This is a genomic window from Candidatus Clostridium radicumherbarum (assembly GCF_045310525.1).
Taxonomy (GTDB): Bacteria; Bacillota; Clostridia; order Clostridiales; family Clostridiaceae; genus Clostridium_AT; species Clostridium_AT radicumherbarum.
This window is the reverse complement of sequence record NZ_JBJHZY010000004.1, coordinates 44,557-64,832: the sequence shown is the minus strand read 5'-3', so window position 1 is coordinate 64,832 and position 20,276 is coordinate 44,557. Positions and strand designations below refer to the sequence as shown.

General features: G+C 32.0%; 24 protein-coding genes. All 24 read left to right on the top strand.

All coding sequences use genetic code 11. From position 1 onward, the window contains the following. Entirely contained in the window at window positions 1-1,014 is a 1,014-nt protein-coding gene (fliG, locus tag ACJDUH_RS16345; protein WP_406766276.1) for a flagellar motor switch protein FliG, read from the top strand. Continuing rightward, window positions 998-1,768, top strand: coding sequence for a FliH/SctL family protein (locus tag ACJDUH_RS16340; RefSeq protein ID WP_406766275.1), 771 nt, complete (start codon window positions 998-1,000; stop codon window positions 1,766-1,768). The genes fliG and ACJDUH_RS16340 overlap by 17 nt, the downstream gene beginning before the upstream one ends. Window position 1,769: 1 nt before the next feature. Beyond that, entirely contained in the window at window positions 1,770-3,077 is a 1,308-nt protein-coding gene (gene fliI, locus ACJDUH_RS16335; RefSeq protein WP_406766274.1) for a flagellar protein export ATPase FliI, read from the top strand. A gap of 48 nt (window positions 3,078-3,125) precedes the next feature. Then, window positions 3,126-3,566 (top strand): flagellar export protein FliJ, encoded by a 441-nt coding sequence (gene fliJ, locus ACJDUH_RS16330; RefSeq protein ID WP_406766273.1) that lies wholly within the window; start codon window positions 3,126-3,128, stop codon window positions 3,564-3,566. 4 nt (window positions 3,567-3,570) lie between these two features. Then, window positions 3,571-5,055 (top strand): flagellar hook-length control protein FliK, encoded by a 1,485-nt coding sequence (locus tag ACJDUH_RS16325; protein ID WP_406766272.1) that lies wholly within the window; start codon window positions 3,571-3,573, stop codon window positions 5,053-5,055. 19 nt (window positions 5,056-5,074) lie between these two features. Continuing rightward, window positions 5,075-5,497 (top strand): flagellar hook assembly protein FlgD, encoded by a 423-nt coding sequence (locus ACJDUH_RS16320; RefSeq protein ID WP_406766271.1) that lies wholly within the window; start codon window positions 5,075-5,077, stop codon window positions 5,495-5,497. 12 nt (window positions 5,498-5,509) lie between these two features. Next, a complete protein-coding gene (locus ACJDUH_RS16315) occupies window positions 5,510-5,893 on the top strand; it encodes a TIGR02530 family flagellar biosynthesis protein (protein ID WP_406766270.1) in 384 nt (127 codons plus the stop codon). 89 nt (window positions 5,894-5,982) lie between these two features. Continuing rightward, window positions 5,983-7,041: a flagellar hook-basal body complex protein gene (locus tag ACJDUH_RS16310; protein WP_406766269.1), complete on the top strand. Its 1,059-nt coding sequence runs from the start codon at window positions 5,983-5,985 to the stop codon at window positions 7,039-7,041. Window positions 7,042-7,185: 144 nt separating this feature from the next. Next, a complete protein-coding gene (locus tag ACJDUH_RS16305; protein ID WP_406766268.1) occupies window positions 7,186-7,380 on the top strand; it encodes a flagellar FlbD family protein in 195 nt (64 codons plus the stop codon). A gap of 24 nt (window positions 7,381-7,404) precedes the next feature. Continuing rightward, window positions 7,405-7,914, top strand: a complete 510-nt coding sequence (locus tag ACJDUH_RS16300) for a flagellar basal body-associated FliL family protein (protein WP_406766267.1) — start codon at window positions 7,405-7,407, stop codon at window positions 7,912-7,914. Between the two features lie 11 nt (window positions 7,915-7,925). Then, complete coding sequence (gene fliO, locus ACJDUH_RS16295) at window positions 7,926-8,273, top strand: flagellar biosynthetic protein FliO (protein WP_406766266.1); 348 nt, start codon at window positions 7,926-7,928, stop codon at window positions 8,271-8,273. A gap of 2 nt (window positions 8,274-8,275) precedes the next feature. Continuing rightward, a complete protein-coding gene (gene fliP / locus ACJDUH_RS16290) occupies window positions 8,276-9,043 on the top strand; it encodes a flagellar type III secretion system pore protein FliP (RefSeq protein ID WP_406766265.1) in 768 nt (255 codons plus the stop codon). A gap of 22 nt (window positions 9,044-9,065) precedes the next feature. After that, window positions 9,066-9,335: a flagellar biosynthesis protein FliQ gene (gene fliQ / locus ACJDUH_RS16285; RefSeq protein WP_406766264.1), complete on the top strand. Its 270-nt coding sequence runs from the start codon at window positions 9,066-9,068 to the stop codon at window positions 9,333-9,335. Between the two features lie 12 nt (window positions 9,336-9,347). Further along, window positions 9,348-11,177 carry a fused FliR family export protein/FlhB family type III secretion system protein gene (locus tag ACJDUH_RS16280; RefSeq protein ID WP_406766263.1) on the top strand — a complete coding sequence of 610 codons (1,830 nt, stop codon included), beginning with the start codon at window positions 9,348-9,350 and terminating at the stop codon, window positions 11,175-11,177. 15 nt (window positions 11,178-11,192) lie between these two features. Next, on the top strand, window positions 11,193-13,262 hold the full coding sequence (gene flhA, locus ACJDUH_RS16275) for a flagellar biosynthesis protein FlhA (RefSeq protein ID WP_406766262.1): 2,070 nt from the start codon (window positions 11,193-11,195) through the stop codon (window positions 13,260-13,262). Continuing rightward, window positions 13,263-14,423 carry a flagellar biosynthesis GTPase FlhF gene (flhF, locus tag ACJDUH_RS16270; RefSeq protein ID WP_406766261.1) on the top strand — a complete coding sequence of 387 codons (1,161 nt, stop codon included), beginning with the start codon at window positions 13,263-13,265 and terminating at the stop codon, window positions 14,421-14,423. It begins immediately after the preceding gene. After that, complete coding sequence (locus ACJDUH_RS16265; protein WP_406766260.1) at window positions 14,417-15,271, top strand: MinD/ParA family protein; 855 nt, start codon at window positions 14,417-14,419, stop codon at window positions 15,269-15,271. The genes flhF and ACJDUH_RS16265 overlap by 7 nt, the downstream gene beginning before the upstream one ends. 48 nt (window positions 15,272-15,319) lie before the next feature. Then, entirely contained in the window at window positions 15,320-15,952 is a 633-nt protein-coding gene (locus ACJDUH_RS16260) for a flagellar brake protein (protein WP_406766259.1), read from the top strand. Window positions 15,953-15,994: 42 nt separating this feature from the next. Continuing rightward, window positions 15,995-16,720, top strand: coding sequence for a FliA/WhiG family RNA polymerase sigma factor (locus ACJDUH_RS16255; protein WP_406766258.1), 726 nt, complete (start codon window positions 15,995-15,997; stop codon window positions 16,718-16,720). A gap of 17 nt (window positions 16,721-16,737) precedes the next feature. Next, window positions 16,738-17,328 (top strand): hypothetical protein, encoded by a 591-nt coding sequence (locus tag ACJDUH_RS16250; RefSeq protein ID WP_406766257.1) that lies wholly within the window; start codon window positions 16,738-16,740, stop codon window positions 17,326-17,328. 193 nt (window positions 17,329-17,521) lie between these two features. Continuing rightward, window positions 17,522-18,313 (top strand): flagellar hook-basal body complex protein, encoded by a 792-nt coding sequence (locus ACJDUH_RS16245; RefSeq protein WP_406766256.1) that lies wholly within the window; start codon window positions 17,522-17,524, stop codon window positions 18,311-18,313. A gap of 17 nt (window positions 18,314-18,330) precedes the next feature. Continuing rightward, the gene (locus ACJDUH_RS16240; RefSeq protein ID WP_406766255.1) at window positions 18,331-19,143 is read left to right on the top strand and encodes a flagellar hook-basal body complex protein; all 813 of its coding nucleotides are present in this window, start codon (window positions 18,331-18,333) and stop codon (window positions 19,141-19,143) included. Between the two features lie 188 nt (window positions 19,144-19,331). Further along, window positions 19,332-19,496: a hypothetical protein gene (locus ACJDUH_RS16235; protein WP_406766254.1), complete on the top strand. Its 165-nt coding sequence runs from the start codon at window positions 19,332-19,334 to the stop codon at window positions 19,494-19,496. A 12-nt stretch (window positions 19,497-19,508) separates the two neighbouring features. Then, window positions 19,509-20,270 (top strand): hypothetical protein, encoded by a 762-nt coding sequence (locus ACJDUH_RS16230; protein WP_406766253.1) that lies wholly within the window; start codon window positions 19,509-19,511, stop codon window positions 20,268-20,270. The last annotated feature ends 6 nt before the right edge of the window (window positions 20,271-20,276 follow it).

The following is a 20,276-nucleotide window of genomic DNA, read 5'->3' as shown; positions in this document are numbered from 1 at the left end:
ATGGCAAAAGAAACTAAATTGTCTGGAGTTCAGAAGGCTGCCATATTGTTTATAACTCTAGGCCCAGATGCAGCATCAGGAATAATTAAAAAATTTCCTGAGTCGGAAATACAAAAGATCACCTATGAAATAGCTAATATAACCTCTGTTCGTTCTGAGGTAAAGGATGAAATATTAGATGAGTTCATACAAATTAATAAGGCAAAGGACTTTATACTAGAAGGTGGTATGGAATATGCAAGGACACTTTTAGGAAAAGCCTTAGGCGCACAAAGAGCTAAAGAAATAATGGAGAAGGTTTCTGAGGCTACACAGCAGTATAGGCCTTTTTCTATTGCGAGAAAAGCTGATGCACATCAACTACTTAATATTATTTCTAATGAGCATCCGCAGACTATTGCTCTTGTTCTCTGCTACTTACAGCCAGATAAAGCAGGTCAAATTCTATCTTCTCTTTCAGAGGACGTGCAATCTGAAGTAGCTTTTAGAATTGCAGCAATGAACAACACATCTCCTTCAGTAGTGAAGGAAATTGAAAAGGTACTAGATGTAAAGTTATCTAGTGTTGTTAAATCCGATATGACAGTAATAGGTGGAATTCAAACTCTTGTAGATATCTTGAATCAAGTTGATAGAACTACAGAAAAGAATATTACTGAAGGTCTAGAAAAGGAAAATGCTGAACTAGCAGAAAAAATCAAGGAATCCATGTTTGTATTTGAAGATATTCTTTCACTTGATGATGTATCTATTCAAAGAGTTCTTAGGGAAGTTGATACTAAAGAGCTTGCGCTTGCTCTTAAGGGCTGCTCAGAAGAAGTTTCCAATTCTATATTTAGAAATCAATCTAAGAGAGCTTCAGCTGCTCTAAAAGAAGATATGGAATTCTTAGGACCTGTAAGACTTATGGATGTTGAAAAGGCACAACAGAGAATTGTTGGCATTATAAGAAGACTTGATGAGGCCGGGGAAATTGTTATCTCTAGAGGTGGCGAAGATGCAATTATCATATAGAATAATAAAGAATAATTCCATAAAAGATGATGGCTTAAGAGAAATTGTAACAAACTTAGAAAAACCACAAATAACCTCTTACACTGAAGATGCAGTTAGCTCAATTAATATGGAGGGTTATAACAACCTTGCAAGCACAATTCTTGAAAATGCCAGAAGACAAAAGGAACAAATACTTGCTAAAGCTTATGAAGATGCGGCGATGATTGAAGATAATGCAATGAAAGAAGCTGAAAAGCTTAAAAAAGCTGCATATGAAAATGGATACGGAGAAGGAAAAGAACAGGGCTATAACTTAGCCTATAAGGAAGCTCTAGATGAAGCAGAAGTTAAAAAAAATTCTATAATTGCATCAGCTGAAGAAATCTTATTTAATGCAAAGATTGAGTATGAAAGTTATCTAGAGAATAAAAAAAGTGAATTAATTGATTTAGTAGTATGTGCAGCGGAGGCTGTTTTGAAAAACGAGGTAAAGGACAAATCTTCAATTAATAAAATGATATTTGATGCACTTGAAGCTTCTAAAAATGCTAATAATTTTATTATTAGATGTAATGAAATATATGCTATGGAACTTAAAGAACAAGTAGAAAACTGGAAAGACAATTTAGGATATCATGGTGATATTTTTGTTGTAAAGGATAATACAATTGAAGCTGGAAATGCAATCATTAATAAGGGAAATGGCAAGCTTGTAATAGGAATAAATTATGCTCTTCAAAGGATTAGAGAACTATTGGAGGGAAAAGAATAATATGCAGCCTATTAACTTTGATATTCTGAGAAAAAAGTTACAAAATGAAAGCTTATATTACGTTGAAGGTATTGTTAAAAAAGTAATTGGCTTAACAATAGAGGTTGAGGGTATTAGCTCTTTTGTAGGTGAAGTCTGCACTATTTATAATGAGAAGGCAGAAGCAATTACCTGTGAAGCAGTAGGTTTTAAGGAAGATAATGTTATTTTGATGCCTCTTGGAGAACTCACTGGTATTTCCCCAGGCTGCAGGGTGGTTGCAGAAGGTATTCCACTAAGCGTAAATTGCTCTGAGGATCTATTGGGTATGGTATTAGATGGCCTTGGAAAACCATTAGAAGGGGATGAAATTAAGAATGGAGTCCCTTATAGACTAGATAATAATCCGCCAGATCCATTAAAAAGAAGAAGAATTAAAGATATACTTCCTACTGGAGTAAAGTCAATAGATGGATTTTTAACCTGTGGTGAAGGACAAAGAGTTGGTATATTTGCTGGCAGTGGTGTAGGGAAAAGTACTACCTTAGGTATGATAGCAAAATATGCCCAGGCTGATGTAAATGTTATTGCTCTAGTAGGTGAAAGAGGAAGAGAAGTTCTAGATTTTATTGAAAGAGACCTAGGTGAAGAAGGACTTAAAAGATCTGTAATTGTCTGTGCAACCTCAGATAAGCCTGCACTTGTAAGATTAAAAGGGGCTTTTACTGCAACTGCAATAGCTGAGTATTTTAGAGATAAAGGTAAAAAAGTTATTCTTATGATGGATTCTGTAACTAGATTTGCCATGGCACAAAGGGAGGTTGGACTAGCTATTGGGGAACCACCTGCAACTAAAGGTTATACTCCTTCTGTATTTGCAATGCTTCCAAAGCTCATGGAACGTTCAGGCATGTCTAATAAAGGGTCCATAACAGCATTCTACACTGTTTTAGTGGATGGGGACGATTTTAACGAACCTATTGCAGATGCTGTAAGAGGTATATTAGATGGACATATTATTCTTTCAAGAGACTTAGCAGCAAAAAATCATTACCCAGCTATTGATATTCTAAATAGTATAAGCAGACTTATGCCAGAAATAGCTGATGAAGAACATAAAAATATTGCTTCCTTAGCTAGAGATTTACTGGCTGCTTATAAGGATTCCGAAGATTTAATAAATATTGGTGCATATGTTAAAGGAAGTAACAAGAAGGTAGACTTAGCAATTGCATATCATGAAGTCATAGACAAATTCTTAAAGCAAGGAATTAATGAAAATATGAGTTTTGATGAAGCTTTGTTACAATTAAAAAGTATTTTTAATTAAAATATAGACACAGGGTGGAACGAAATACATTTATAGGAAGTGCTAAATTTGGAGGAAATTTATAAGTTCAGACTTCAAAAACTTTTAGATATTAGAATAGACAAAGAAGAAGAAAGTAAGAGAGTATTTAAAGAGGCTAAGCTTGAAAAGGAAAAAACTGAAGGAAAGCTTATTTCTTTAAGAGAAGATTATACCAAGTATCAGAAATGTCCAGAGGATGATACTGTAGCTCTAAAAAAGCTGAGAAATTTATATCTTAATTGTTTAGACAATACAATTTCCGAAACTAAAGTGGAGTTAGAAAATAAAATTGTTGATTTAGATGAGAAGAGAGAAGAGTTAAAACAAAAGCAGATAGATAGAAAAACTGTAGAAACCTTAAAGGAAAAGAAGAAATCAGCTTTTATAAAAGAACAACAAATGGCTGAACAAAAGGCAAATGACGAATTTGCTCTTTACGGATATATAAGAACACATGAAAGGAGGTGAGAATATGGAACTAAGTAATGTTAATTTTAAGGTAAATGCTAATTTCAATGATGTTTCCTCTAAAACTTCAGCTGTAAAGGATAAAGAAAACAGCTTTTCTAAGGTTTATAAAGAAGTAAATAATGATACTTTTCAAGACAAAACTACTTCTGTAAAGAACTCAGATGATTCAATTAGTAAAAGCACAGATACGTCAAATTCAAGTAAATCCTTAGATGAAGATGCTAAAGCAGATAAAACAAGGGACGATAAGAATATAAATAATTTAATTCAGCTGCTTTTATTGTCTCAGGGAAATAATCAGAACTTGGTTAATTTATTAAGCTCTGGGAGTAGTACAAGCACAAAGGAACTTCAAGATCTAATTTCAAAAATCTTAAAGGATAATTTGGAAGCTAGTAACTCCTTGAATTTAATGCAAAGTAGTAATGGAAATCCATCTATTGATGAAATACTTAAGACGCTTATCCAAAATAGTAATTCTACAGATGAGGACTACAATAAACTTTCAATAAATCAAAGTTCTGTAAGTGGAACTCTAGATAAATTAGCAGCAGTTATAGCTAATAAGCTTGCTTCAGATAAGACTTTAAGGGAAAATATTATGTCAGGGCTTTTGGAAAAAGGTCAAAACCCGTCAATAACTGGTAGTGACAGCAATTTAAAAGAACTTATTATTAAGCAGCTTAAAACTATGTCTGAGAGTGCTTATACAACTTCAGATAATAAAGAATTAAGTGAAGATAAAATTAGCACTGCAACAGTTTTAAAGGATAATATATTTGCTGCAGGATTTACTTCTAAGAATAGTGCTGCCAATAGTACTGCAGACAGTGGAAGCTATAGTGAAGCCTCTAATTCACTAAGTAGTGAAAGTAAAAACACTATTGCAGCTAATAAGTTTAATGATACTTCTTCAGACAAAGAAGACAAGCTATTACAACTACTTACAGAAAATAATAGTACAAAAGATTCAAAAAATAATGTTTCTGATAAAATTGCAAGTATTCTTAACAGATTTGAAACTTTTAAATTGGATAATCAGACTCTTAATGAAGCTAAGCTTACTATTAATAAGGCAACTTTAAATCAGGACTTTATAAAGGCTGTTAAATTTATGGATATTAATAATCTTAAAGAATTATCAGTTAAGATTATACCTAAGGATTTAGGTGAAGTTGTAATTAGATTAAGCATGGAAAATGGTATCATGAAAGCAAATATAACAGCAGCAAATAAAGACACCTATAATCTGCTAAATTCCCAGCTACCAGCAATAAACAGCGAACTAGCTAAACAAAATATGACAATTCAAAACTTTAGCTTAAGTCTTTATAATGGAGATAATTTCTTGTTTAATGGAGATGGCAGTTCAAGTGAGAACAGTAAACAGCAAAGTAGAAACAACATTAAAGTAGACAATCTAGAAGAAGACTTGCAAAAGGAAAATTACATAGAAGATAATAGCACAGTAAACTTATTAGCTTAGGTAAAGAGGAGGTAATATTATGTCAATTGATTCAATAAGTGCTTCATCAACTGCAACAGCAAAAGGCACAAAAATAGTCAGTAAAACAGGAAGCGAAATGGATAAAGATGCATTTCTAAGAATTTTATCAGCAGAATTGTCTAATCAAAACCCTGATGATGCTAAGGATTCTACACAATATATTTCGCAACTGGCACAGTTTTCATCACTTGAACAGATGTCAAATTTAAATACAACAATGACATTTTCCGGTGCTTCAGCATTAATTGGTAAAACAGTAGTACTTTCTGATTTAGATAGTAATGGATATCAATATTATGGAGTTGTTAGAGGCGTTACAAAAGATAATGGAACAGTAAAATTAAATGTTCAGGTTAATCCAAATGATTCTACCTCAATTAAGGATTTTCCATATTCAGATGTACAGCTTGTAACAGGTTAGGAAGTATTAATTTTGAGCTATAGAGTAGTAAACGGAAAACTGTATTCCATTGAAGATTTTGCAAGACTTACATGTGAGAAATCTAAGAAAGCGGAAAGTAATGCTTTTAAGGATATTTTAAACAAAGAGATAAATAAAAATGATAGTTTTGTAATTTCAAAGCATGCTGCAGAAAGACTAATGGATAGAAATATTTCTTTAAATGAGAGTGACATGAACAAAATCAACGAAGGAATAAATAAAGCTGTGGAAAAGGGCTCAAATGAATCATTAATTCTATACAAAGATTTAGTATTTGTAGCAAGTATAAAAAATAGAACTATCATAACAGCAGTAGATAAAGACAGTAGTAAAGGAAATGTATTTACAAATATAGATAGCGTGGTGCTTATATAATGGCAGGACCATTTTTGGAGGCCAAGCTTTGCGGAAGGATAGAAGCAAAGTAAAATATATACCACATTAATAAAGGAGGCAAAATAAACATGTTAAGATCATTATATTCTGGAATATCTGGAATGAAGGTTAATCAAACTAAATTAGATGTAATAGGTAACAATATAGCTAATGTAGGAACTACAGCCTTTAAAAGTGCAAGAGTAAGATTTGAGGATATGCTTAGCCAAAATGTTTCTCAGGCACTAGCTGCAGGAGTAAACCAAGGAGGTTTAAATCCAAGACAGGTTGGGTTAGGTGTTCAGCTTGCAGGCATAGACACAATGGTATCTCAAGGTATGATGCAGCCTACAAGTAGAAATCTGGATGCTGCTATTGACGGAGATGGCTACTTTATGGTTGGAACCGGACCATTACCAGCAACCAATAATGGTGGGGTTGCATTAAATAATCATATAGTAGATACAGCAAATAATACTAGTGCAATTAATCTTAGCTATACTAGAGACGGATCGTTTACCTTAGACAGCCAAGGTAATTTATTAACTACAGATGGTTATAGAGTAATGGGTTACGCAGTTAATAACGGAACCGCAGGTGCACTAAACTCAGTAGACTATAATGGATCAGTTGCTACAATTAACTTTGTAGATGCTAATGATGCAGCAAATCCGCCTAAAGCTAATGAAGCAACTTTGGTTCCTCTAGTAATACCAGATTCTGTTGTTACTAGCCCAGCAGTTCCAGGGCCACCACCAGTACCGGCAACAACAATGAGAATTCAGTCCTTTAGTATTGGCAAGGATGGAACAATTTCAGCAGTACTAGAGAATGGAAGTGTATCAGTTTTAGGTCAAATAGCAATGTCCTCTTTTAAAAATCCAGCAGGTTTAACTAAGCTTGGTAAAAATTTATATAGTGAGTCTGCTAACTCAGGAGTAGCAACAATTAGAAGTGGATTAGCATCTGCAAAGGACAACAGCAAAGGTTACGGTGATATGCTTCAAGGTATGCTTGAAATGTCAAATGTAGACCTTGCAGAGCAATTTACTGATATGATAGTATCCAGCAGAGCTTTCCAAGCTAACACAAAAACAATTACTACCGGAGATGAAATCCTTCAGGACATATTAAACTTAAAGAGATAATAAATAAATGAGCCACGGGGACGTTTCTTTAGCCACATTTTTAGACTAATGAAGTGGCATTAAGAAGGACTCCTAAACCATATTAGTGTGTCACTTAATAGCCCTAGCAACCCGCGGCTCACCTAAATAACAGGAGGGATAATTTTGATAAAGCTTACTGGCCTCAATAACAAAGAAATTATTTTAAATGCTGACAACATAGAAAAGCTTGAAGCTGTTCCTGAAAGTTTAATAACACTTATAAACGGAAATAAGTACCTTGTTCATGAAGAAGTTGATGAAATTATTAATAGAGTTATTGAATATAAAAGCAAGATATTTAGACTTGGTATGAAGTAATAGAGTGTACAAAGGAGACTAGTTATGGCAGAGAAAAAAGAAAAAGAGAATGTAAAAGAAAAAGGTAAAAGCAATGGAACTTTATTTAAAATTATTTTAATAGTACTTCTTGTCTTAATTGTAGGGAGTTTAAGTTTTGTAGGCTATCTTTTAGCATCCAAGAAAACTCCTGTAGTTATAAATGGCACAACTACAGTAGCTACAGTAAATAATTCAGATGCCTCACCTTATACCTATTCCTTAGATGAATTTTTAGTGAATCTATCTGATGATGGCGGAAAAAAATATTTAAAAATAAAGCTTTCCTTAGGTTATGATGCAAAGACTAAAAAGAATATGGATAAAGAACTTGCTGATAAAACAGATAATATTAGAGATACAATAATAAGTGTACTACGATCTAAAAAGTCTACAGATATAGATACACAAATGGGCATTGATAGTTTAAAAAAGGAAATTTTGGCAAAGGTAAACCCACTTTTTCAATCTGGAAAAGCTAATAGTGTTTACATAAATGACATTTTAGTACAGTAAAGGAGATACTTATGGATTCTAGCTTTTGGTTTATGTTACTTAAAATATTTATTTTCCTTCCAATTATATTAATAATATTTTATATCTCCATGAAATTTGGAGGAAGTAAATTGCAGACACTGCAAAATGGAAGGTTTATAAAGGTTTTAGAGAGGGTAGCACTTTCTAAAGAAAATAGCCTGTTAGTTGTTAAAATTGGTGAAAAGGGTTATGTTCTTTCCTCCTGTAATGGCAAAATAGAAAAGCTTATAGAGCTAGAAGCTAGTGAATTAGCACAAGTTGAAGCTGTAAAAGAATTACCACAGTATAAAAGCTTTAAAGATTTATATGAAAAAGTATTTAAAAAGAAGGAAGATTAAATATGAGAAAAAAGAATGCAGCTTTGATAATTTCGTTTATAACCTTCTCATTATTTTTAGGGTATAAAGTCCATGCAGCACCTGCTTCAATACCAATACCCAATGTAAATATTTCAGTTGATGGTGCAACAAATTCACCGCAGCAATATGTAGATAATATTAAACTTCTTATAATGCTGACTATTTTAACATTATTGCCTTCTATAATAGTAATGATGACAAGCTTTATAAGAATCATAGTGGTGTTTTCTTTTTTAAGAAATGCTATGGGAACTCAGCAGGCGCCTCCGAATCAGGTTTTAACTGGGCTAGCAATATTTCTTACCATATTTATAATGGCGCCAACTTTTAATACTATTAATACCAATGCTATTCAACCATATTTGAATAATACGATTACTCAGCAGCAGGCTATAGACGAAGGCTCAAAACCATTAAGAGAATTTATGCTAAAGCAAACTAGACAAGCTGATTTAAAATTATTTGTTGATATAGCAAAGGTTCCAGGAGAGATTACTAAGGATAATGTCCCGCTTTATGTAGTTATACCGGCCTTTATAATAAGTGAACTTAAGACAGCATTTACTATTGGCTTTCTGTTATTCATACCATTTTTAATAATAGACTTAGTTGTGTCTAGTGTACTTTTATCAATGGGTATGATGATGCTTCCACCTGTAATGATTTCCCTGCCTTTTAAATTACTGCTTTTCGTAATGGTGGACGGGTGGCATTTAATAGTAAAGTCATTAATAATGAGTTTTTCATGATAAGAAGCAGGAGTGATATTAGATGAGTGAAAATATGATTATGTCTGTATTAAAGGATGCTATTCAAACCGGCCTTTTAGTGGCAGCTCCTATACTTTTGGTAGCTATTGTAGTAGGGCTTGTTATCAGTATATTTCAGGCTACTACGCAAATCCAGGAACAGACCTTAACCTTCGTTCCAAAGCTTATTGCAGCAGCGGTTGTTGGGCTTATAGCTGGACCTTGGATGCTCCATACAGTGGTGAATTTTACGGAAAGAATTTTTTCACTTATTTCAAATATAGTACATTAGGTGGGATAGGCTTTGATTGATATTGCATATTTTACGGCTCTCATTTTAATTTTCGTAAGAATGTTGACTTTCTTTATAGTTGTACCTATATTTTTCCCCAAAGGCACGCCAAATGCTGCTAAAATTGCACTTTCATTAGTAACAGCTTATGTGCTAATGCCTGGAATAGATTACAAAACCTTAAGCGTGGCCAGCAATTATAGCTTAATTGCTGCTGTAATTTGTGAAATTATAATAGGTCTTACCCTAGGCTATATAACAAATTTATGCTTTTATAGTATAAAAATGGCGGGCCATATTATTGACCTTCAAATAGGGTTTTCTATGGTTAATACCTTTGATCCAAATTCAAATAGTAATGTTACTTTGGTAGAGCAGGCTATGTACTGGAGTAGTGTTATTTTATTTTTTAGCATAGACGGCCATCATATGCTTATAAGAGCTTTAATTGAAAGCTTTAATTCAATAAGTCTTGGGAAGTTTATTCTTTCAGAAGCGAGTTTTAATCTTATATTTACAGCCTTTGTTCAATTTTTTATTATAGGTTTAAAAATTGCCATTCCCATAGTATTAATCGTACTTATTGTGGATATAACCCTTGGATTAATTGGCAGAACAGTACCTCAGCTAAATGTTATGATATTGGGGTTACCTATTAAAATACTTATGGGATTACTAAGCTTGGTTGTAATTTTACCACTTATTATGAACCTCTTTGTATCAAATTTTGATAATATACAACAAGCTATTAAAGGACTTTTTAAAATTATTCCATGTATTATTATATTTGCTTCAGAGGATAAAACTGAGGAAGCTACACCTAAAAAGAAAAGTGAGGCAAGAAAAAAGGGACAAGTTCCTAGAAGTAAGGAAGTAAATTTGGCACTAACCCTTGTAGCTTCTACATTATTACTTGTTATTTTAGGCTCTTATGTAGGAAATAGTCTACTTGCAACTACAAGAATGTTTTTAGGTAATTATTTAACTACAAATATTGATTATAATACAGTGCAAAATTTAACTTTAGTTGCTCTTTGGCGCTCTGCAATAATAATTTTGCCTGTGGTTATACCTATTATGATTTTTGGTATAGCCGCAAATTTCATTCAAGTGGGTTTTTTGTTCACTGGAGAGCCTATAAAAATGCAGCTATCTAAGTTAAATCCTATTAATGGATTAAAAAGAATTTTTTCCTTTAGAACCCTAGTTGAAACAATAAAAGATGTGGCAATAATAAGCATTCTAAGCTACATTAGCTATAACTATATAAAAGGTAATTATAATACATTATTAAATATTGGAAATACAAGAATAGAGTTACTACCCTCTATTTTTAGCAAAATTGTAATAGGGATATTCTTTAAGATAACAATTGTAATGATAGTTGTAGCAGCAATAGACTTTCTATATCAAAAATATAAGTATAATAAAGAATTAAGAATGACAAAGCAAGAAATAAAAGAAGAATTTAAGCAGCAAGAAGGAGACCCGCAAATTAAATCAAGAATAAAGCAGAGGCAAAGAGAATTAGCCTCTAGGAGAATGATGCAGGCGGTGCCCAATGCCACTGTTGTAGTTACTAATCCTACTCATATAGCCTGTGCACTTAGATATGAAGAAGGAAAGGATTCAGCGCCGGTGCTGGTAGCTAAAGGTGCTGATAATATAGCTATTAAAATAAAAGAAATTGCTAAGGAAAATAAAGTACCAATAATGGAAAATAGAGCCTTGGCAAGGCTTATATATAGTGAAGTAGAAATTGATGCTGTTATACCTGGGGAAATGTATCAGGCTGTAGCAGAAATACTAGCAGCAATATACAAAATGAAAAAGAGAAAGTAGAAAGGTGGAGGCAAGGTGGAAGGCAGTTTAAATTCAAAATTTAACATAAAAAGAAATTCTGATATACTAGTAGCTTTTGTTATAGTAGGTATTGTCCTAATGATAATTATTCCTTTGCCTACATGGCTTTTAGATATATTAATAGCACTTAATATAACGATAGCTGTAGTAATAATTCTTTTGACTATGTTTACGACTGAAGTACTTCAGTTTTCAGTTTTTCCAACCTTATTATTAATTACTACCTTATTTAGACTAGCGCTTAATATATCTTCAACAAGACTTATCTTAACTGATCAAAATGCAGGGCATATAATAGATGCATTTGGAAGCTTCGTTGTAAATGGTAATTATATCGTAGGTATAATAATATTTCTTATCATCATGATAATACAATTTCTAGTAATAACTAATGGTTCTGGCAGAGTTGCAGAAGTTTCAGCAAGATTTACCTTAGATGCTATGCCAGGTAAACAAATGAGTATAGACGCAGACCTAAACTCTGGCATTATAGATGAAACACAAGCCAGAATTAAAAGAAAAAATCTTCAGATGGAAGCAGACTTTTATGGAGCCATGGACGGAGCGTCAAAGTTCGTTAAAGGAGATGCTATAGCTGCTATTATAATTACACTTATAAATTCCATAGGCGGAATAATTATAGGAGTAGTAATGCTTAAATTGGATGCAACGACTTCAGCACAAACCTTTGTTAGATTAACAATAGGTGATGGTTTAGTAACTCAAATTCCGGCCCTTTTAATTTCTACTGCTTCCGGAATATTGGTTACCCGTTCAGGAAGTGATACTAATCTTGGGCATCTAGTGGCTGATCAATTAACTGGATTCCCAAAGGTAATTGCAATTGCAGCTGTTGTTCTCTTGTTCTTAACTTTTATCCCAGGACTTCCACATGTTATATTTCTAATTTTGACTTTTAGTGTAGGTACAATTGCTTATCTATTATTCAAGGATCAAAAAGATCAAGTAGCAGAAAAAATGGAGCAAGAACAGGCACAAATCATAGAAACAGAAAGAAAAGAACCTGAGAATGTTATGAACTTAATAACTGTTGAACCAATGGAAGTGGAAATTGGTTATGGGCTAATCCCACTTGCAGATGAGAGTGCTGGGGGAGACCTGCTTGAAAGAATATCATCCGTCAGAAGACAATGTGCCATAGAAATGGGTATAGTTGTACAGCCTATTAGAATTAGAGATAATCTTCAACTTAAAACCAATGAATACATAATTAAAATTAGAGGAACCGTAACTGCAAAGGGTGAACTTATGCCTAATATGCTTCTATGTATGGATCCTACAAATGGTGAATTAGAAATTCAAGGTATTAAAACCATAGAACCATCCTTTGGCTTACCAGCTTTTTGGATTAACAAGGATCAAAGAGAGGATGCAGAAATTAAAGGACTTACAGTAGTTGATCCAACCACTGTTATGGTAACTCATTTAACAGAAACCATAAAGAGTCATTCACATGAACTTCTTGGAAGACAGGAGGTAAAATTAATAGTAGATGCTGTAAAGGAAAAATATAGTGCAGTTGTGGAGGAGCTTATACCTGATCTTATGACTATTGGTGAAGTTCAAAAGGTTCTTCAGAACCTACTGAAGGAAAAGGTTCCTATTAAAGATATGGTTACTATATTAGAGTCTCTTGCAGATAATTCCAGGTCCACTAAGGATTTAGAACTATTAACTGAATATGTTCGCTTTGCTTTAGGAAGGACAATTTGCAATCCAATAGTCGATGATAAGGGCTCAATTACCGTAGCTACTCTAGCACCTGAAGTAGAAGAAAAATTAGCAAATAATATTCAAAAGTCAATGCAGGGCTCTTTCCCAGCAGTTGACCCAGATACTACGGGTAAAATTTTAAGTTCTATAAAAAATGTAATTGACAATGTTTACTTTAATGAAAATCAGCCAGTAATACTTGTTTCACCTAAAATTAGACCTGCCTTTAGAAGATTAATTGAAATGGTATTTCCCAGCGTAATGGTTTTGTCACTTAATGAAATACCTAATGATATAGAGATAAGAACTGAAGGAGTTGTGACAGTGTAAATGATAATAAAAAGGTATTTAGTTAATAACATGAATGAGGCTATGACAAGAATTCGTTATGAACTAGGTCAGGAGGCTGTTATAATAACTCAAAGGAAAATTAGACGTGGTGGTATTAAAGGCTTTTTTTCTAAAAAAATATTAGAAGTAACAGCTGCTATTGAAAATACTAAAAAAAATGAAGAAGATTTTAATAATAACATAGCAGCTATAAGATGTGATGTTAAAAATGAATTCTTGTCACAGGAGAATATTATGACTAAGAAAGAACCATTAGATAAAGATATAATTCTCCAAGATAATAGGCCTTCAGAACACATAAGTGACAATGAATTAATTAAAGAAATGCAAGAAATGAAAAACCTATTGAATGATATGATATCAAAGAAACCAGAAAAGCCTATTAAGAGAACAAAACTTCAAATAAGGCTTGAAGACTCTGATTTAAATGAAAAGCTAATAAAAAAAGTTATAACAAAAACGAAAGCCATAAATGAAGAAATAGAGGAAGATCAAAAGGTAAAGCTTGCAATAGAAACTATGATTCCTGTTGCAAAGGTTAAAATGGAAGGCAGGATAGTTTTAGTTGGGCCAACAGGCGTTGGAAAAACTACTACTATAGCAAAGCTTGCTGGAAGGCTTTCCCTCTTAGAAAAGAAAAAGGTTGGCCTTATTACTATAGATACCTACAGAATAGGAGCTGTTGAACAGTTAAAAACCTATGCTGATATTATGAATATTCCTTTTAAAGTTGTGTTTTCTTTAAAAGAAATGGAAAAGGCTATAGATGAACTAAATAACTGTGATGTAATTCTAGTAGATACTACGGGAAGAAGCAGTAAAAATTCAATGCAAATTTCTGAGCTTAGAGCCTTTATAGAACGGGTAAATACAGACAATATACATTTAGTTATAAGCAGTACTACTAAGGCTAATGATATTAATTCAATAGTAGAAGGTTTCAAGGTATTAAATTATAACAATGTTATTATAACAAAGCTTGATGAAACAACCACTTATGGTTCTATATTGAATATTTTAGATGCTGCTAAAAAACCACTTAGTTTTATTACAACAGGACAAAATGTACCTGATGATATTAAGCATATTTCTACTAATGAAGTTTCCAATCTTATTTTGGGAGAGGCTAATATATGTTAGATCAAGCGCAAAGATTAAGACAATTAGCAGCAAATAATGAAAATATAGATAAAGCTAGAATAATCACCGTTACCTCTGGCAAGGGGGGAGTAGGAAAGAGTAATTTTGTTGTTAATCTTTCAATCGCGCTTTCTCAAATGGGGAAAAAAGTTATGATTTTTGATGCTGATGTAGGTATGGGAAATGACGATGTATTAATGGGATTTTTACCAAAGTATAATGTGTTTGATGTTATCTTTAATGAAAAAGAAATTGAAGATGTGCTTGTTACAGGTCCAAATGGAATCAAACTATTACCTGGTGGTTCAGGACTTACAAAAATTGAAGAAATTACTGATAAGCAAAGGAAAGACTTTATTAAAAAGCTGGAGGCGCTTAAGGGCTTAGATTACATAATAATGGATACAGGAGCAGGCATAAATAGAAGTGTTTTGGGCTTTGTTGCCTGCTGCGAAGAACTTATTATCTTAACTACCCCAGAACCTACTTCCTTAACTGACGCCTATAGCCTATTAAAGGCAATTAATCATTTTAGAATTCAGAATAAAGCAAAGGTTGTAATAAACAGAGCTCTAGACGAAAAAGAAGCTATTCACACATATAATAAATATAATAATGCAGTAACTAACTTTTTAAAGATGAAACTTGAGTATTTAGGAAGTATTGCAGAAGATAAAAAATTGGTACAAGCTGTTAGAAGCCAGCAGCCATTTATTTTATCCTATCCCAATTGTGAAGCTTCTCAAGATATAAATTCTATTGCAAGAAAACTAATTGGTACAGAGGAAAGAGAAGAAAAGGTTGGAATACAAGGACTTTTTAAAAAAATCTTTAATATTTTTTCATAGTGTGGTATAGGGACTCATCACCAACATTTTGCTTAAGGAGATTATATAATGTTAGACGGATTAACCTTTATTATAAATGGGAAATTAGAAATTTCGTGGAATGATGATTATTATAAAAGCAATATAGAAAATACTGATGGTAAATCAATTTATATAAGTATACCTATAAAGGATGGAAAGTATATACCACTTAGAATAGGTGAACAGGTTGAGGTTTTTTATTACTTTGAAAATGATATTTATAAATTCTACTCTATTGTAACTGACAGGCAAACAGACAGGATTCCACTTATACTTATTGAAATGCCTAAGGAAGTCATAAAAATACAGAGAAGAAGGTTTGTTAGGGTTCCTATAATTTGTGATATTGAATACTTTATGGAAAGAAACAAGTCAGTTTCTTTAAAACCTTTCAAGGCTATTATGATAGATTTAAGCGGCGGTGGAATGAAAATTAAACTTACTGAGGAAGTTAAACTTGGAAGCACAATTGTGACTCATATTCCTTTAGGTAACGAGAAACTGATTTTAAAAGGTGAAGTTGTAAGAATTGATAAAGATGAGGATAAAAAGAAAAGTATCTGCGGAGTAAACTTTACGGATTTAGATGAGAGGAAAAGAGAAAAGCTTATAAGATTTATTTTCAAGGTTATGCGTGAGCAAATGAATAAAGTAAAATAAAGAAATTATGTAGGAGCGTATTTACTAAAAGGGGGAAGTTCTATGGCCTTAGCACTTAAAACAGATATAAAAGAACAAATAGTTTTAAAATATATACCCTTGGTTAAATATATTGCTTCAAGGGTAATAATCGGGAAGAGTAAATATGTAGAGTACGAGGATTTAGTAAGCTATGGAATGATCGGACTTATGGATGCCATAAATAAGTTTGATGAAAGCCGAGGTATGAAGTTTTCCACCTATTCATCTATTAGAATAAAAGGAGCCATGATAGATGAATTAAGAAGAAACAGTCCTATCCCCAAAGGTGCCATGGATAGATTGAATAAATATAATGCAGCTATGGAAAATCTTCAGATGGAATTATTAAGGGAACCATCAGATGATGAAATAGCAAAAGAGCTTCATATATCTAAAGATGAAGTTAAGGAAATTGAAGGTTATATTAACTATTTATCTGTAGTTTCTTTAGAAGATATGGTATTTTCTGAGGACGATGATATGCAACTTATGGGTACTATAGAGGATAAAAAAAGTCCCAGTCCATATAAGCTACTAGAAGAAAAGGAAGAAATAGAATATTTAACTAAAGCATTAGATAATTTAAATGAAAAGGATAAAACTGTTTTATCTTTATATTATTATGAAAGTTTAACTTTAAAAGAAATAGGCAAGGTTTTAGAGGTTTCAGAATCCAGAGTTTGTCAGCTTCATAGTAGGGCTATTGTTCATTTAAGAAAGGAACTTTCAAAATTAAAATATAATTAAGCTTAAGGTGTGATTTTATGGTTTTGATACTAATAGGTATTGGGTTACTGCTTATAATCTTTAATATAAGAGCTATAAAAAAAGAAAAGAACTCCTTTAAAAATATATTCATACATACAGAAGAAGATATGGAGGAATTTGATGTTAAGATCTCTGAGCTAAGAAGAGAATTTTCTGAAACCATATTAGAGCTTCAAAAGGAAATTGTTATACTTAAGGAAAACTGTCAAAGCAGCAAGAGCATTAAAGAAACTATTAATAATTCAGAAGATTACAAAGCAGAACATAGTAATGATATTATGGAAAGTGAAATAGATGAAGTTAATGATACTCATTTAAATAACTTAGACGAAACTAAAATTATGGAAGAAACTGAAGTAATAGAAGAAAATCAAGTTCAATTTGATGATGAAATTATGGATAGTAAAGAAAAATTAAGTAATATTAAAGAAAATGTTATAAACAACGATAATGAATTAAGTAATAATATAAAAATAGATGAAATTAATAAGTTATTAGCATTAGGACTTTCTATTGAAGAGATTTCTGAAAAACTTAGCATAGGCAGGGGTGAAGTGCTATTAATAAAAGAATTATATCTACGATAAAAGCTATTTTTGAATTTTTTAGTGATAGAAAAATACTAATTGGCATAGGCATCGGAATAATTTTAGCTACAGCTGTTATGACTTCTGTAAAAATTAATACTAACTTAAGCAGCACTGAAATAGAAAATAAAGCCAGGGCACTTGGTATGGAATATCCTAGTGAATTTAAAGTAATAAATAAGGATGTGAGTAAATGATTAGATCACTATATACAGCGGTTTCAGGACTTATTACACAAGAAGCAAAGCAAGATGTAATAACTAATAACATGGCCAACGCAAATACTGTGGGCTTTAAAGGGGACAATATTGCCATTAAGAAATTTAATGATGTGCTCATTCAAAATTACGATAAAATTACTAATGGAAGAAATGAAAGAAATATTATTGGATCTTTAAGCCTCGGAAGTGAAATCGATGGAGTTAATACTAGTTTTACTCAAGGCTTACTTGAAGAAACTGATAAATGGAGCGACTTTGCCGTTGATGGGAGAGGATTCTTTACAGTTTCTAGAAATGAAAATGGCGTTAATAAAACATATTACACTAGAGACGGACATTTCCATGTAAATAGCGATGGAATTCTAGTAAACGATAGTGGTGATAAGTTACTTGCTTATGAGGTTAATGCTAATGGACAGGCTATTGGAGCACCAGCGCAAATTAATGCAGGAAGTAATGAAATCAAATTGTCAAGTGATGGCAGCTTTAGTTTAAATGGATTAAATTATAAGCTTGCTGCTGCTGATTTTACTGATTATAATACTCTTAAAAAGGTTGGAGACAATCTGTACCAAGGAACAAACCCAATTCAAAATCCTAAAATTTCAATAAGTCAAGGCTCATTAGAAAAGTCTAATGTAAATGTACTGGATGAAATGGTTAATATGATGACTGTATTAAGAACTTTTGAATCAAATCAAAAGGTGGTACAGTCTATTGATGAAACTCTTGGCAAGGCCGTTAATGAAGTTGGAAAGGTTTAATAAAGGGGGTTTAAAAGTTGCTTAGAATATTGTGGAACAGCAGAAGTGGTATGAGTGCCGAACAGGATAAATTAGATAATATATCTAATAACATAGCAAATGTAAATACTGAGGGATATAAAAAGACTAATGTTAGTTTTAGTGATTTAGTATATGAAAACTTAAATAGGACTGGTTATCCTAACTCAAGAGAAAGCATAAATGGCACAGGTGTAAGAACAGGCCCCTGGTCAAGGGACAATACACAAGGGAGTCTTTCTCAAACAGATGCAAAAACTGACTTAGCAATAGATGGACAAGGTTATTTTAGGATCCAACTTCCAGATAAAAATGCAGATGGTACCTATAAAACAGCTTATACTAGAGCAGGCAGCTTTAACGTTGACGGTGAAGGAAATATAGTAGACAAGAATGGAAATAAACTTATAATTGATTTTAACACCAATTCTGAGTTAGATAATCATTTTACTAAGGACAGCTTTAAAGTAAATGAAGATGGAACTGTTTATAATACTGTTAATGGAGAAGAGAAGGCTGTTGGTAAAATAAGTCTCTACAATGTAGTAAGCGGGGATTCTCTTATTTCTATTGGAAATAACCTCTATGCAGTAGCCACTAAAAATATAAATGGGGTAGATGTACCTGTTGAAAAGCCTTATTTAGTAAATGATACTACCATTAGACAAGGATTCTTGGAGCTATCTAATGTTGATTTAGGAAAAGAAATGACAGATATGATAGTAGCTCAAAGAGCTTTTGAACTGAATTCTAAAGCTATGAGCACTGCTGATCAGATGTGGAGTATGACAAATAACTTAAGTTCTAAATAAATGAATCCATAATATGAAAATTACTAAAATAATATGTTGCTTTAACATATTATTTTTTTTGTATAATTTATTATTTCATTTAACATTGCTAATATTATTACCTAATTTCTTCATAAGCTATTTTTAATTTCATAAAACACTTAAGCTTAATCATATAATGTTATAAATACTATAATTGGAGGTAAGTCATGGAAAATATGAATATTTATAATGAAAACATAGATATGAGAGCTTGCTGTAACTTTATGTGCGATCCAAGGTGTTTATTATGCATAAAACAGAGGTACATGCCTTATAATTATGATGAAAATATTAACTTTACCATTGTACCTACTGAAGAAATAGAAGAATAATGGGGGAACATCATGGGGATTGGTTATGTTTTAGGATGTTTTTTAAGCATAATAGTGTGGAGATTTGACAGACAAAACTTATTTAACAAAATTAACTATAATTTAGAAAAAATAATTAAAAATAAAATAATGCTGCAGTTAATTTATTGCCTTGTTATACTAATAATTTGCTTATTATTAAGCAAAGTTAAAATTAGAGAGCTTAGTAATTTTATAACTGCCTTCTTAGTAATAGATATAAGCAATACAGAAAAGAAAAATTTAAGGCAAAGAGAAAAAGTTAAATTTTACGACTCTATTTCAATTATTTCAAAATCAATGGTTGGTGGATTTATAGCTCCACTACTATTAATAGTTTTTTTTGGTAATTTAGTCAGCTTAATTTATATGCTTGTTTACAATATTTATCAATTAGATGAAGACTTTATTATATTTAAACTGTTATTTACCATTTTCACCATTTTGCCTTCACTAATTGCAGAGGTATTTCTTTATATTATCTATCTTTTTAGAAACAAAAGATATGGTATCGACTTTAAGGGAGATTTCTTTGTAAATTTCATTATGAGACCTTTATTAAACGTAGACATTTTAGGAGCATATGTGGAGTCAGTTAATTTTTATTACCTCTATAGCTCAAAAAATACGAGTTATTTAAAAAGCTATGGAGAATATTCAAAAAAAATTGATGATGTTTGTGTTAAGGATTACTTAAGTATCGGCTATGGTATTTGTTTAATTATCTTTATAATTTTCTTTTTATTAATAAAATAAGAAGTG